Here is a 13,627-nt window from a genome sequence, read left to right as displayed (position 1 = left end):
TTGCGTCTGGAACACCCGTTGGCCGTGGTGAATGGCCGAATATCAACAGACGGCATTTACCGCTCATCGGCTGTGTGCCAGATTCGCCTGCTGATAACTTTCCTTACAACTCCTCGACTACAGTTTGCCCATGCCTGCCCAACTCAAGCGTCGTCTGTTCATTTTCCTGTTGCTGGTCCTGCTGATTGCCGGGGGCTTTTTCGCCCATTGGTTTTTCAAGGGACGCTTTTATGAAAGCACCGACAACGCCTATGTCCAGGGTGAAATCACCCGCGTGTCGAGCCAGTTGAGCGCACGCATCGAGGAAGTGCTGGTGCAGGACAACCAGCATGTGGAAAAAGGCCAGTTGCTGATTCGTCTCGAACCGAATGATTTCCGCCTCGCCGTCGATCGCGCCAATGCCGCCCTCGCCACCCGCGAAGCCGAACGCCTGCAGGCCCAGAGCAAATTAACTCAGCAATCGAGCCTGATCGCCGCCAGCGATGCACAAGTGGCAACCACACAAGCCACCCTCGGGCGCTCGCAGATGGATTTGTCGCGGGCAGAAACCCTGCGTAAACCCGGCTACGTCTCCGAGGAGCGGGTCACCACCCTCTCCGCCGACGCCCACATCGCTCGCTCGCAAGTGGCCAAGGCCCAGGCCGATGCCCAGAGCCAGCGCCAGCAGGTCAACGCGCTGACCGCCGAGATCAAACGCCTCGATGCGCAGATTGCCAACGCCCGCGCCGACCTCGCCCAGGCCGAACTGAACCTGACCCGCAGCGAAATCCACGCACCGATCAGCGGCCTGATCGGCCAGCGTGCCGCGCGCAATGGTCAGGTGGTGCAGGCCGGCGCCTATCTGCTTTCAATCGTTCCGGACGAAGACATTTGGGTGCAGGCCAATTTCAAGGAAACCCAAATCGGTCACATGCAGCCGGGCCAGAAAGCCGAGCTGCTTTTCGATGCCTACGGCGATACGCCGATCGAGGCCCGGGTCGACAGCCTGTTCGCCGCCTCCGGCGCGCAGTTCAGCCTGTTGCCGCCGGACAACGCCACCGGCAACTTCACCAAGGTCGTGCAGCGGATTCCGGTCAAGCTGACCTTCAAGGCCGATAACCCGCTGCACGGCAAGATCCGTCCGGGCATGTCCGTCACCGCCACCGTGAACATCAAAGACGCTCCGGACAATGGCCGGTGATTCACTGATCCGCCCGGTCGGCGAACCGACCCGGCGGGACTGGATCGCGGTGATGAGCGTAATGCTCGGCGCCTTCATGGCGGTGCTCGACATCCAGATCACCAACTCCTCGCTCAAGGATATTCAGGGCGCCCTGTCGGCGACGCTGGAAGAAGGCTCGTGGATTTCGACGTCTTATCTGGTGGCGGAAATCATCATGATCCCGCTGACCGCCTGGCTGGTGCAGTTGCTGTCGGCACGGCGGCTGGCGGTGTGGGTGTCGCTGGGGTTTCTGATTTCGTCGCTGCTGTGCTCAATGGCCTGGAGCCTGGAGAGCATGATCGTGTTTCGCGCCATGCAGGGCTTCACCGGCGGCGCGCTGATCCCGCTGGCATTCACCCTGACCCTGATCAAACTCCCCGAACATCACCGCGCCAAAGGCATGGCGATGTTTGCCATGACCGCTACCTTCGCCCCGTCCATCGGACCGACCCTCGGCGGCTGGCTCACGGAGAACTGGGGCTGGGAATACATCTTCTATATCAACATCCCGCCGGGGCTGATCATGATCGCCGGGCTGATGTACGGGCTGGAGAAGAAAGAAGCGCACTGGGAGCTGCTGAAAAGCACCGATTACACCGGCATTCTCACCCTGGGTATCGGCCTCGGTTGCCTGCAGGTTTTTCTTGAGGAAGGCCATCGCAAGGACTGGCTCGAGTCGAGCCTGATCGTGACGTTGGGCAGCATCGCCCTGCTGAGCCTGATCACCTTTGTGATCGTGCAGATTTCCAAGCCCAATCCGCTGATCAACCTCGACATTCTGCGCAATCGCAATTTCGGGCTGTCGAGTATTTCCAGCCTCGGCATGGGCGTTGGGCTGTACGGTTCGATCTATCTGCTGCCGCTCTATTTGGCGCAGATCCAGAACTACAACGCCCTGCAGATCGGCGAAGTGATCATGTGGATGGGCGTGCCGCAGCTGTTTCTGATTCCGCTGGTGCCGAAACTGATGAAATTCGTCTCGCCGAAATGGCTGTGCACGATCGGTTTCGGGCTGTTCGGGCTGGCGAGTTTTTCATCCGGGGTGCTCAACCCGGATTTCGCCGGGCCGCAGTTCAACCAGATCCAGATCATCCGCGCGCTGGGCCAGCCGCTGATCATGGTGACCATTTCGCTGATCGCCACGGCGTACATCCTGCCGCAGGACGCGGGCTCGGCGTCGAGCCTGTTCAACATTTTGCGTAACCTCGGCGGCGCCATTGGCATCGCCCTGCTCGCGACGCTGCTGGACGCGCGCACCAAGACCTACTTCGATTACCTGCGTGAAGCGGTGGTGCCGACCAACCCGCAGGTGGCCGAACGCCTGGCGTCGATGACCGATCGCTTTGGCAGTGACACGGCGGCGCTGGGAAAATTGAGCGAAATCGTCCATCAGCAGGCGCTGATCATGGCCTACAACGATGCGTTTCACTTTGTCGGGATTGCGCTGGGGATCAGCATGTTGGCGATTTTGCTGACCAAGAAACTGCCTGCCGGCCTGAAGGCCGGCGAGGCACATTAACCTTGAGCGGACGCAGAGCGTCCAGGGCTGCATTCCCACGCAGAGCGTGGGAACGATCCGTTAAACGGCCAACAGCCGCTCACGCAGCTTGGCGATTTCGTCGCGCATCTGCGCCGCGGCTTCGAATTCCAGGTCGCGGGCCAGCTGATACATCTTCTCTTCCAGTTGACGGATGCGCTTGGTGATCTCGCTCGGTGAGCGCAGTTCGGCTTCGTACTTGGCGTTTTCTTCGGCGGCCTTGGCCATGCCTTTGCGCTTCTTGCTGCGCGAACCGGGCACGGTGGCGCCTTCCATGATGTCAGCGACGTCCTTGAACACGCCCTTCGGCGTGATGCCGTTGGCCAGGTTGAAGGCGATCTGCTTGTCGCGACGACGCTCGGTTTCGCCGATGGCCCGCTCCATCGAACCGGTGATGCGATCCGCGTAGAGAATCGCCCGGCCATTGAGGTTACGCGCCGCCCGGCCGATGGTCTGGATCAGCGACCGCTCGGAACGCAGGAAACCTTCCTTGTCCGCGTCGAGAATCGCCACCAGCGACACTTCCGGCATGTCCAGACCTTCACGCAGCAGGTTGATCCCCACCAGCACATCAAAAGTACCCAGACGCAGGTCGCGGATGATTTCCACCCGCTCGACGGTGTCGATGTCCGAGTGCAGATAACGCACACGCACGCCGTGATCGGCCAGGTAATCGGTCAGATCTTCGGCCATGCGCTTGGTCAGCGTGGTGACCAGCACTCGCTCCTCTACCGCGACGCGCTTGGTGATTTCCGAGAGCAGATCGTCGACCTGGGTCAGCGCCGGGCGCACTTCAACCTGCGGGTCGACCAGACCGGTCGGGCGCACAACCTGTTCGATCACCCGGCCGGCGTGTTCGGCTTCGTAGTTGCCGGGCGTGGCCGAGACGAAAATCGTCTGCGGGCTGACCCCTTCCCACTCGTCGAAGCGCATCGGCCGGTTGTCCAGCGCCGATGGCAGGCGGAAGCCGTATTCCACCAGGGTCTCTTTACGCGAGCGGTCGCCCTTATACATCGCGCCGACCTGCGGCACGCTGACGTGGGATTCGTCGATCACCAGCAAGGCGTCGGCTGGCAGGTAATCGTAGAGCGTCGGCGGCGCCGCACCGGCCGGACGCACCGACAGATAGCGCGAGTAGTTTTCGATGCCGTTGCAATAACCGAGTTCGAGGATCATCTCCAGGTCGAATCGGGTGCGCTGTTCCAGGCGCTGGGCTTCCACCAGTTTGTTGTTGTTGCGCAGATACTCCAGGCGCTCCTGCAACTCGACCTTGATCCCCTCGATGGCGTCGAGCAGGGTTTCCCGAGGCGTCACGTAGTGGCTTTTCGGATAGAAGGTGAAGCGCGGCAGCTTGCGGATGACCTCGCCGGTCAGCGGGTCGAACGCGGATATGCTCTCCACTTCGTCATCGAACAACTCGATGCGGATCGCTTCGAGGTCGGATTCCGCCGGGTAGATGTCGATCACATCGCCGCGCACGCGGAAGGTCGCCCGGGCGAAATCCATGTCGTTGCGGGTGTATTGCAGGTCGGCCAGGCGCCGCACCAGCGCACGCTGGTCGAGCTTGTCGCCGCGATCGACGTGCAAGACCATTTTCAAATAGGTTTCCGGGCTGCCCAGACCGTAGATGCACGACACCGTGGTGACGATGATCGCGTCCTTGCGCTCCAGCAACGCCTTGGTCGCCGACAGACGCATCTGCTCGATATGGTCGTTGATCGACGCATCCTTCTCGATAAAGGTGTCGGACGACGGCACATAGGCTTCGGGCTGGTAGTAGTCGTAGTAGGAAACGAAGTATTCGACGGCGTTGTTCGGGAAGAACGACTTGAACTCGCCGTACAACTGCGCGGCCAGCGTCTTGTTCGGCGCCAGCACCAGGGTCGGGCGCTGCACCTGGGCGATGACGTTGGCGATGCTGAAGGTCTTGCCCGACCCGGTCACCCCGAGCAGCGTCTGGTGCGACAGCCCGGCTTCGATGCCTTCGACCATCAGGCGAATGGCTTCAGGCTGATCGCCGGCAGGGTCGAATCGGGTGACGAGCTGGAATTCAGACATAAACACCTCTGGAATCACGACACTGCTGGCGAACCGCAGCACCATGAGAATGACCGCAAACGACCGATGTCGCGCAAGAAAAAACGAAGATTGTGCTGAATGTGGAGCCGATTGCCTCGCCTTTCAAGGCAAACGTCCTACATCCGGTAAAGTCTCCGACAAGTCCATTCGACTAACGGTCGAGAAATAATCGGAAAAACTTACCTTAAAAGCCGATTCGCCTGTCGCCATTGATCGATGATGGCCTCTATACTAGCTCCCCGTTTGTGCACCGCTCTAGTGCATTCGGCTGGAGCGCCACACGTCCCTCCACTCTCCATTAGAGCTGCCGTAAAAATGAGCCTGTTCTCCGCTGTCGAAATGGCACCCCGCGATCCAATCCTGGGCCTCAACGAAGCATTCAACGCCGATACCCGGACCAATAAGGTCAACCTCGGGGTGGGTGTGTACTGCAACGAAGAGGGGCGAATTCCACTCCTGCGCGCCGTCATCGAAGCCGAAACCCTTCGCGCCGCTCAGCATGCCTCCCGTGGCTACCTGCCGATCGACGGCATCGCGGCCTACGACCAGGCCGTGCAAAAGCTGCTGTTCGGCAATGATTCGCCACTGCTGGCGGCTGGCCGCGTTGTCACCACCCAGGCCGTCGGCGGGACCGGTGCACTGAAAATCGGTGCCGACTTCCTCAAGCAACTGCTGCCAAATGCCGTTGTGGCCATCAGCGACCCGAGCTGGGAAAACCACCGCGCGCTGTTCGAAACCGCCGGTTTCCCGGTGCAGAACTACCGCTACTACGACGCCGCCACCCACGACGTGAACCGTGCCGGCCTGCTCGAAGACCTCAACGCCCTGCCGAATGGCTCGATCGTCGTGCTGCACGCCTGCTGCCACAACCCGACCGGCGTCGACCTGAGCCCGACGGACTGGAACAACGTGCTGGAAGCGGTCAAGGCCAAAGGTCACGTGCCGTTCCTCGACATGGCTTACCAGGGTTTCGGTGACGGCATCGCCGAAGACGCCGCTGCCGTGCGTCTGTTCGCTGAATCCGGCCTGACCTTCTTCGTCTCGAGCTCGTTCTCCAAGTCGTTCTCGCTGTACGGCGAGCGCGTCGGTGCGCTGTCGATCATCAGCGAATCGAAAGAAGAAAGCGCCCGCGTCCTGTCGCAAGTCAAACGCGTGATCCGCACCAACTACTCCAACCCGCCGACCCATGGCGCAAGCATCGTTGCCGCGGTGCTGAACAGCCCGGAACTGCGCGCTCAGTGGGAAGCCGAACTGGCTGAAATGCGCCTGCGCATTCGCGGCATGCGCGAGCAGATGGTTGCTCTGCTGGCCAAGAAAGCCCCGCAGCGTGACTTCAGCTTCGTCGGTCGTCAGCGCGGCATGTTCTCTTACTCCGGCCTGACCACCGAACAGGTTCATCGCCTGCGTAACGAGTTCGGCATCTACGCCCTGGACACCGGCCGCATCTGCGTCGCTGCGCTGAACCAGAGCAACATCGAAGCCGTGACGGACGCCATCGTTCAGGTCATCTGATCCGGCGCCGCACTGAAAACGGGAAGCCTTCGCGCTTCCCGTTTTTTATTTGTCTGAAGAAAAGCCGCTACACCCTCTAGACTGCACCCAAACGATATTTCAGAGAGACGACATGAAAAACGATGACCTGCGCGCTGACCGCGACGATCTGGATGACTTCATCCCCCGCGCCCCGGCCAAACGCGGCAACAACCTGGTGCTGCAAGTCGCGGCCGGGGTGTTTCTCGGCGGGCTGGCGCTGTGGCTGGTGCAACTGGGTGCGACGATGCTGTACGCCAAACTGATGCTCGGCACCTTCACGTTCGGCGGTTAAGCCAGTTCCGCTGCACGCTGAGTCGCCGCATCGTCATAAACGACGTAGAGCGATTCGGCGATCTGGCTCTTGATGGCCTTGGTGCTTTCCAGGCCGAGGACAAAACCTTCGGCCTTGCCGCCTGCGCGGTTCAGCTCTTCAGCCGTACCGGCCTGAGTGATCGCGTCGTAAAGCTTTTCGGCATGTGGGCCAACGCCTTTGGGCAGGCTGATTTGCGCGGTGCTCATGCGAACACCTCGACAGGACAATGGGTGAGGATGGGACTATTCATGGCGCGTACCTTTTCGGCGAATGGCCGGCAGCGCGTGTGACCACTTCCGGGCGGCCATGGTAGACCTCTGGTGGAGTTCTGGTAACCGCCAATCGCCGATAAACCGCCGCCCGTCCTGACCTTTCCAACAAATTTACATCTCGCGCTTGACTAGTCTTTTTAAATCAGTAACATACGCACCAATTCCGCAATAGCTCAGTTGGTAGAGCAAGTGACTGTTAATCACTGGGTCCCTGGTTCGAGTCCAGGTTGTGGAGCCAAATACAGAGCCCCTGAATCGAAAGATTCAGGGGCTTTTTAGTGGGCGCTGAAAAAAACGGCGACATAGAAAAAGGGCCGATCAGTTTTCCAGCTGATCGGCCCTTTTCATTCAACTACAACGGTCAGACGTGCTCGCTGCTCTTGGCATGTGCCTTCGGTACGCCATGACCGTGATCCGCATCCGGATCGATCACCGGCACTTCATTGCCGTCGCAGTCATGCAGCTTGCCGTCGCTGAAGTAGTCGCCTTCACGCAGCGCTGCCAGATCGCGATAACGCAGGGTCCGCTCTTCTGCCGCCGCAAACACCGACTGCTGATCCGAGTTACCCGCTGTGAAGTGGTTGAACGCCAGGTTCAGCAGGATCGCCATGATCGCCGACGAGCTGATGCCCGAATGGAAAATGGTCGCGAACCAACTTGGGAAGTGATCATAGAAGTTCGGTGCGGCAATCGGGATCATGCCGAAACCGATCGAGGTGGCGACGATGATCAGGTTGACGTTGTTGCGGTAATCGACCTTGGACAGCGTGCGGATGCCACTCGCCGCCACGGTGCCGAACAGCACGATACCGGCGCCGCCGAGTACCGAGGTCGGCACGGCTGCGATGACCCGGCCCATGAACGGCAGCAGGCCGAGGACCACCAGGAAGATACCGCCGGTCGCCACCACATAGCGGCTCTTGATCCCGGTCACCGCCACCAGCCCGACGTTCTGGGCGAAGGCGCTTTGGGTGAACGAGCCGAAGATCGGTGCAAACATGCTCGATAGCATGTCCGCCCGCAGGCCGTTGCCCAGACGCTTGGAGTCGACCTTGGTGCCGATGATTTCACCGACCGCCAGGATGTCCGCCGAGGTTTCCACCAGAGTCACCATGACCACGATGCACATCGACAGGATCGCAGCGAAGTGGAAGGTCGGCATGCCGAAATGGAACGGCGTCGGGAAGCCGAACATCGGGCCCTGGGTGACGCTGGAGAAGTCCGCCATGCCGAGGAACACCGCCAGCACCGTGCCGATCACCATGGCCAACAGGATCGACAGACGCGAGATGGTCGAGCTGCCGACCTTGCTCAGCAGCAACACCAGCACCAGCGTGACCGCCGCCAGACCGATGTTCTGCATGCTGCCGAAATCAGGGGCGTGACTGTTGCCGCCCATGGCCCAACGTGCGGCCACTGGCATCAGCGTCAGGCCGATGGTGGTGATCACAATGCCGGTTACCAGCGGCGGGAAGAACTTGGTGATTCGCGAGAACACCGGCGTGATCAGCAAACCGATCAACGACGCGGCTATCACTGCGCCGAGCACCGACTGGAAGCCGCCCTCCCCGCCACTGCTGACAATCGCCACCATGGTGGCAACGCCAGAGAACGACACGCCCTGCACCAGCGGCAACTGACAGCCGAAAAACGGTAAACCCAGGGTTTGCAGCAACGTGGCCAGTCCCCCCGCAAACAATGAAGCAGCAATCAACAGACCGATGTCCGCCGGCGAAAGCCCCGCGGCCTGACCGATGATCAGTGGCACCGCGACGATACCGCCATACATGGTCAGAACGTGTTGCAGGCCGTAAGCCATATTCGCGCCGACCCCGAGATTCTCGTCCTCGGGCCGTTGGTGTGAAACATGGGGCGTTTTCATGGTGGGGGAGTTCCCTGGTTTTTGTTATGCACACACTGTATGCAAGAGTCAGGACAAATGTCCATAGACTTGTATACAACTTGTCAGTCACATAATGGTTAGCTAGCCACCCAACCTTCTATCCCGCTGCTTTCATCCCACAAATTCGGCAACACATCCCCAATCGAGTCCACGCTTTATCCGCCTAGGCTGAAGTGTTCACGGCGACCGACGGCGCGGCCGCACTCTTTTTTATACATATAAAGTATGCATAATGAAGTCATTCAAGATTCAGTTCGACAAAAGCAAGAATGCTGCCAACAAACTCAAGCACAGAGGGATCAGCCTCGCCGAGGCCGAACCGGTCTTCTACGACGACCGAGCACTGACCATTGAAGACAACGACTATGACGAGCAACGCTGGATCACACTCGGCAACGACGGCAAAGGACGTTTGTTGGTTGTTGCGTACAGTTACCGCGAACCGAATTTCGTTCGAATCATTTCCGCACGTGTCGCTACACCGAGTGAACGTCGCGAATATTTTCTGGAGGCTGACCGATGAAAGACGAGTACGACTTCTCTCAGGGCAAACGCGGCGCATTGGCGCCCACCAAGGGCAAAACGCGCATCACCATCATGCTTGATGATGCGGTCATCGAAGCGGCACGTGCGGTCGCCGAAGAGGAAGGGTTTGGCTATCAGACGGTAATCAACAACACCCTGCGCCACGCATTGCTTAACAGCCGTGACGCAACCGAGGAACTCGAACATTCCAGCGGGCAATTCAAGCAAGGCATCACCGCCACCGACCTCAAGAGCCTTGAGAAAAAACTGTCGGCGGCCGTGAACGAGATCCGGCGGGTGCTGGAACCGGACGTCAAACCGTAGCGTTCAAACTGGCTGAATCAAGCGCGCCAGAGCCTCTCGTGCACCGGGCTGGTGCGGCAAGTGCAGGCCAAATTCCCGTTCCAGCAATTCGATCAGTTCATCGACATCTGTCACTTCGCGCCGCTCGCTCTCGGCGCCGATGCGGTGAATGGCGAAACTGCCGTTGTTCAGCGTACGCCGCCAGCCGTCGCCGGTACGCGCCACCATCAGGCGCTGGGCGAATGGTGAGTCCGGGTGGGTCGAGACGTACCAGTTGCCGAGGGTGTAATCGATGTCTTCCTGGCGCTGCAGGTCGAACAGGTACATCGGCCGCCATTCGCCGGCGACTTTGGCCCGTAGCATGTAGCCATCGGCCTGCACTTCGATGCGATACGGTTCGTGAGGCGTGGATTGCTCGGCGTCGGTATCCAGCACCAGTGGCGCGGTCGGCACCATGCCGCCGAAGCCGACGTCGGTGATGTAGCGCACGTCGTCAATGGTCACCAGGCTCAAGCGGTGGGTGCGCGCCGTCCAGCTGCCCTCGGGCTGATTCATGACCACGCGCCCGCTGATGCCCCGCGCATCGAACCCCAGCTCCAGCAACAAGGCCAGAAACAGGTTGTTCAGCTCGTAGCAGTAACCGCCACGGGCGTCGTTCAGGACCTTGCGCTCAATGGAGGGCAGATCGATCAGCACAGGTTCGCCACTCAGCGTCGACAAGTTTTCGAAAGCAAAGGCGCCGGTATGGCGCAGTTGCAACAGGCGCAGGGTTTCGAGGGTCGGTGCCGGGGGCGTATCGAATCCCAGGCGTTGCAGATACTGTTTCAGATTCGTCAGGCGTGGCTCGCTCATGGCTGGGTCCTTTTGCATGGGGCGCGGATCGTTCCGCCGATGGTCGCCATGTATACGGGATCCGGGCCTCGAATCGACAATTGAATTAACCAATCACCGGCTAGCGTCTTTTACGCGAATCGATGCGAATCCACGTCGGTGCGTGATCACTGGCATGCGGTTCGTTGCGCACCCAGGCATCCACACCGGCCTCGTGCAGATAAGGGCTCAGCTTTGGATTGAGCAGCAGATGGTCGATCCGCAGCCCGGAGTTCTTCTGCCAGTGCTGGCGGAAATAGTCCCAGAAGGTGTACAGCCGATCTTCGGGATACAGATGCCGCAAAGAGTCCGTCCAGCCCTGATCCAGCAGACGCTGATAGCACTCGCGGCTCTCCGGTTGCAACAACGCATCCTTGAGCCAGGAACGGGTGTTGTAGATATCCAGATCGGTGGGCACCACGTTGTAATCGCCGGCCAGCACCACCGGGTGATCGCTGCTTTGCAGATCCTTGGCGTATTTGATCAGGCGCTCGAACCAGGCCAGTTTGTAGTCGAACTTCGGCCCCGGTTGCGGATTGCCATTGGGCAGGTACAGGCATCCCACCAACACCCCGTGCACCGCCGCTTCGAGGTAGCGGCTGTGTTTATCGTCGGGATCGCCGGGCAAACCGCGCCGGCTCTCCAGCGGTTGCGCATCGCGGGCAAGAATCGCCACGCCGTTCCATGAAGCCTGACCGTGCCAGATGGCGCCGTAGCCGGCGGCCTCCAGATCGGCGGCGGGAAACGCGCTGTCCACCAGTTTCAGCTCCTGCAAACAGGCGATGTCCGGCTGCTCGCGCCTGAGCCATTCCAGCAGGTTTGGCAGTCGGGCCCGCAGGCCGTTGACGTTGAACGTGGCAATGCGCATTTTTTTCATCGTCGGGGTTCCTGCCATTGACCGATAAAAACTCTGACATCCGCCCACTGCGACGGTTGCGTCGGATCCTTCCCGTGCGGCGTAATGGGCCCTCGCCCGATTCGCCGAGAACCCGCTCATGCAAACCACGCTGCAAGGCCAGGGCATCATCCTGCGCCCGCTTCAATACGCCGACGCCGATGCCCTGCTCCGCGCTGCCGCCGACGGTGAACTGTGGAACCTCACGGTCACCGTGGTGCCGTCGGCGACCACCGTCGACGCTTACCTGAAGAAGGCCCTCGACGGCCGTGAGGCCGGGACGGTCATGCCGTTTGTCATCGTATTGAAGGAAACCGGCGAGCTGATCGGCTCGACCCGGTTCTGGAAAATCGACCCGCTCAACCGCAAGCTGGAGATCGGCAGCAGCTGGATTTCGGCACGTTTTCAGAAGACCTTCGTCAACACCGAGGCCAAGTACCTGATGCTGCGCCACGCCTTCGAAGTACTCGATTGTGTTCGGGTGCAGTTCACCACCGACGAAAACAACCAGAAGTCGCGCAACGCGATCCTGCGGCTCGGCGCGCAGCAGGAAGGCATCGTCCGCCACGAACGCATCATGCCGGACGGCCGCAAGCGCAACTCGGTGCGCTTCAGCATCATCGATGACGAATGGCCGCAGGTGCGCCTGAACCTGGAACGCAAACTGGCGGATTACGGCCTGCGCTGAAGGCTCAGACGCGATTGCGCAGCCATTGCAGGAACCCTTTTTTCGGCGCCAGCACCGGGGTTTCTTCCGTCAGGGATTGCGCCTTGTGCAGGCGGAAATCGAGCAGCGCCTGCATCGCGTCGTTGATGTCGTGACGAGCGTCCAGGCACGGCTTGAGATAAGACTTTTCAATGCGATACAGCGCGCAGAAGGTCTTGGCGGAGAAGTCGGCCGGCAATGACGTATCGGACAGAATCCCCGCCTCGCCGATCACTTCACCCGGCCCCATCCGTCCTGACTCGAACGGCGCGCCATGGCGCTTGAGCGTCACCGAGACCACGCCGGACTCGATGATGAACAGATGATCGCTGACCTCGCCGCCCGCGAGGATCGTCTCGCCGGCGCGGAAGGTTTGCAGGGTCATGTTCTGGCTGAAGGTTTCTTTCTCCTCCTGACGCAGGGTGGAGAAAATCGGCGAGCTGTCGAGCAACGCTCGAGGGCGCGAGAGATTGCTCGGCACGCCAGGCTCATCGCTCGACAGCAGAGTGACCCCGGACGCTTGCAAGTGCCGGAACGCCAGGTCGAACAGCTGATTGCGCACCACGCGCTTTTCGCTCATCGAGGCGACGAACCCGCTGATTTCATATTCGGCGCCGGCGCTGTTGGAGTTCTTCAGTGCGACGCTCGGCGCGGGACTCTCCAGCAATTGGCGACAGCCCTGCATCGCCCGCTCCAGGGCCTCGATCACCGAACTGGGCCGCGCATGGGGGCTGACCTGCACGCTGACGGCAACCCCGAACATATTGCTCGGCCGGCTGAAGTTGATGATCTTGGCTTTGGCCGCCAGCGAGTTGGGAATCACCGCCATGCTGCCCTGACTGGTTTGCAGGCGCGTGGCGCGCCAGTCGATGTCGGTGACCCGGCCTTCGGTGCCGTCGATGGAAATCCAGTCATCCAGTTGATAAGGCTTGGTGGTGTTGAGCACGATCCCGGAAAACACGTCGCTCAAGGTGCTCTGCAACGCCAGACCGACGATGATCGCCAGCGCCCCGGAGGTTGCCAGCACGCCCTTGACCGGCAGATCCAGCACGTAGGCCAGCGCCGCGATAATGGCGATCAGGAAGATCACCGCACCGAGCAGATCCTGCAACAGCCGCCCAGTGTGCCCGACCCGCTGCATCATCACCGCGCCAATCAGAACCGTCAGGGTGCGCGCGCCGAACAGCCACCAGCCGATCTGCAACCCGGTCGCCGCCAGGTGCAACGGTACATTGTCGGCCCACGGCGCAGGCTCCATCGGGTTGAGCCCTTCGTTGAACAGCAGGATGCTGAACAGGGCAAAAATCAGCACCCGCACCAACAGTTTCCACGCGCTGCCGTGGGCGCTGATCAGGCGCCACAGACCGAGATCGACCAGGATCAGGATCAAGGCGCAAAACAACGGATGATCGGTGAGCAGAGACAGCATCAAACAACTCCGACAGGGGCCAGTCGCGAGAAGATCGCACAGATTGGCCTCAGTGTAGGAG

General features: G+C 60.5%; 13 protein-coding genes and 1 tRNA gene. 8 read left to right on the top strand and 6 right to left on the bottom strand.

Annotation, left to right across the window (positions count from 1 at the left end; genetic code table 11):
- The first annotated feature begins 130 nt into the window (after positions 1–130).
- Both K3819_RS09945 and K3819_RS09940 read left to right on the top strand, forming a co-directional pair.
- The gene (locus K3819_RS09945; protein WP_064594815.1) at positions 131–1,180 is read left to right on the top strand and encodes an HlyD family secretion protein; all 1,050 of its coding nucleotides are present in this window, start codon (positions 131–133) and stop codon (positions 1,178–1,180) included.
- Between the two features lie 49 nt (positions 1,181–1,229).
- Positions 1,230–2,720, top strand: coding sequence for an MDR family MFS transporter (locus K3819_RS09940; RefSeq protein WP_221399672.1), 1,491 nt, complete (start codon positions 1,230–1,232; stop codon positions 2,718–2,720).
- 60 nt (positions 2,721–2,780) lie between these two features.
- On the opposite strand, the gene uvrB is transcribed toward K3819_RS09940, so the two are convergent.
- Positions 2,781–4,796, bottom strand: coding sequence for an excinuclease ABC subunit UvrB (gene uvrB, locus K3819_RS09935; protein ID WP_221399138.1), 2,016 nt, complete (start codon positions 4,794–4,796; stop codon positions 2,781–2,783).
- 336 nt (positions 4,797–5,132) lie between these two features.
- On the opposite strand from uvrB, the gene K3819_RS09930 reads away from it, so the two are divergent.
- Together K3819_RS09930 and K3819_RS09925 are read left to right on the top strand one after the other, a co-directional pair.
- Complete coding sequence (locus K3819_RS09930) at positions 5,133–6,329, top strand: amino acid aminotransferase (protein ID WP_085612831.1); 1,197 nt, start codon at positions 5,133–5,135, stop codon at positions 6,327–6,329.
- A 112-nt stretch (positions 6,330–6,441) separates the two neighbouring features.
- The gene (locus K3819_RS09925; RefSeq protein ID WP_007956421.1) at positions 6,442–6,642 is read left to right on the top strand and encodes a hypothetical protein; all 201 of its coding nucleotides are present in this window, start codon (positions 6,442–6,444) and stop codon (positions 6,640–6,642) included.
- Here the strand turns inward: K3819_RS09925 and K3819_RS09920 are convergent.
- Positions 6,639–6,869, bottom strand: a complete 231-nt coding sequence (locus K3819_RS09920; protein WP_039770137.1) for a hypothetical protein — start codon at positions 6,867–6,869, stop codon at positions 6,639–6,641. The genes K3819_RS09925 and K3819_RS09920 overlap by 4 nt on opposite strands.
- A gap of 228 nt (positions 6,870–7,097) precedes the next feature.
- On the opposite strand from K3819_RS09920, the gene K3819_RS09915 reads away from it, so the two are divergent.
- Positions 7,098–7,173 (top strand) — tRNA-Asn (locus tag K3819_RS09915).
- Between the two features lie 123 nt (positions 7,174–7,296).
- On the opposite strand, the gene K3819_RS09910 is transcribed toward K3819_RS09915, so the two are convergent.
- Positions 7,297–8,817, bottom strand: a complete 1,521-nt coding sequence (locus tag K3819_RS09910) for a nucleobase:cation symporter-2 family protein (protein ID WP_085612833.1) — start codon at positions 8,815–8,817, stop codon at positions 7,297–7,299.
- 253 nt (positions 8,818–9,070) lie between these two features.
- On the opposite strand from K3819_RS09910, the gene K3819_RS09905 reads away from it, so the two are divergent.
- Both K3819_RS09905 and K3819_RS09900 read left to right on the top strand, forming a co-directional pair.
- Positions 9,071–9,361, top strand: a complete 291-nt coding sequence (locus tag K3819_RS09905; RefSeq protein ID WP_221399137.1) for a BrnT family toxin — start codon at positions 9,071–9,073, stop codon at positions 9,359–9,361.
- The gene (locus K3819_RS09900; RefSeq protein WP_221399136.1) at positions 9,358–9,687 is read left to right on the top strand and encodes a BrnA antitoxin family protein; all 330 of its coding nucleotides are present in this window, start codon (positions 9,358–9,360) and stop codon (positions 9,685–9,687) included. Before K3819_RS09905 ends, K3819_RS09900 begins: the two co-directional genes overlap by 4 nt.
- A gap of 3 nt (positions 9,688–9,690) precedes the next feature.
- On the opposite strand, the gene K3819_RS09895 is transcribed toward K3819_RS09900, so the two are convergent.
- Together K3819_RS09895 and xth are read right to left on the bottom strand one after the other, a co-directional pair.
- A complete protein-coding gene (locus K3819_RS09895) occupies positions 9,691–10,518 on the bottom strand; it encodes an arylamine N-acetyltransferase (RefSeq protein ID WP_221399135.1) in 828 nt (275 codons plus the stop codon).
- 100 nt (positions 10,519–10,618) lie between these two features.
- Complete coding sequence (xth, locus tag K3819_RS09890) at positions 10,619–11,413, bottom strand: exodeoxyribonuclease III (RefSeq protein WP_085612840.1); 795 nt, start codon at positions 11,411–11,413, stop codon at positions 10,619–10,621.
- 118 nt (positions 11,414–11,531) lie between these two features.
- Between xth and K3819_RS09885 the strand changes: the two genes are divergently transcribed.
- On the top strand, positions 11,532–12,119 hold the full coding sequence (locus tag K3819_RS09885) for a GNAT family N-acetyltransferase (RefSeq protein WP_221399134.1): 588 nt from the start codon (positions 11,532–11,534) through the stop codon (positions 12,117–12,119).
- Between the two features lie 4 nt (positions 12,120–12,123).
- Here K3819_RS09885 and K3819_RS09880 read toward each other — a convergent pair whose 3' ends face one another.
- Positions 12,124–13,566, bottom strand: coding sequence for a mechanosensitive ion channel family protein (locus K3819_RS09880; protein ID WP_221399133.1), 1,443 nt, complete (start codon positions 13,564–13,566; stop codon positions 12,124–12,126).
- Positions 13,567–13,627 lie beyond the last annotated feature (61 nt).

It is taken from the genome of Pseudomonas sp. 3-2 (assembly GCF_019710535.1).
GTDB classification, from domain to species: Bacteria; Pseudomonadota; Gammaproteobacteria; order Pseudomonadales; family Pseudomonadaceae; genus Aquipseudomonas; species Aquipseudomonas pharyngis.
This window is presented reverse-complemented; position numbering and strand designations above follow the sequence as displayed.

Coding starts and splice junctions, on each gene's coding strand:
- K3819_RS09945 (WP_064594815.1), top strand. CDS start 131: ATGCCTGCCCAACTCAAGCGTCGTCTGTTCATTTTCCTGTTGCTGGTC.
- uvrB (WP_221399138.1), bottom strand. CDS start 4,796: ATGTCTGAATTCCAGCTCGTCACCCGATTCGACCCTGCCGGCGATCAG.
- K3819_RS09930 (WP_085612831.1), top strand. CDS start 5,133: ATGAGCCTGTTCTCCGCTGTCGAAATGGCACCCCGCGATCCAATCCTG.
- K3819_RS09925 (WP_007956421.1), top strand. CDS start 6,442: ATGAAAAACGATGACCTGCGCGCTGACCGCGACGATCTGGATGACTTC.
- K3819_RS09920 (WP_039770137.1), bottom strand. CDS start 6,869: ATGAGCACCGCGCAAATCAGCCTGCCCAAAGGCGTTGGCCCACATGCC.
- K3819_RS09910 (WP_085612833.1), bottom strand. CDS start 8,817: ATGAAAACGCCCCATGTTTCACACCAACGGCCCGAGGACGAGAATCTC.
- K3819_RS09905 (WP_221399137.1), top strand. CDS start 9,071: ATGAAGTCATTCAAGATTCAGTTCGACAAAAGCAAGAATGCTGCCAAC.
- K3819_RS09900 (WP_221399136.1), top strand. CDS start 9,358: ATGAAAGACGAGTACGACTTCTCTCAGGGCAAACGCGGCGCATTGGCG.
- K3819_RS09895 (WP_221399135.1), bottom strand. CDS start 10,518: ATGAGCGAGCCACGCCTGACGAATCTGAAACAGTATCTGCAACGCCTG.
- xth (WP_085612840.1), bottom strand. CDS start 11,413: ATGAAAAAAATGCGCATTGCCACGTTCAACGTCAACGGCCTGCGGGCC.
- K3819_RS09885 (WP_221399134.1), top strand. CDS start 11,532: ATGCAAACCACGCTGCAAGGCCAGGGCATCATCCTGCGCCCGCTTCAA.
- K3819_RS09880 (WP_221399133.1), bottom strand. CDS start 13,566: ATGCTGTCTCTGCTCACCGATCATCCGTTGTTTTGCGCCTTGATCCTG.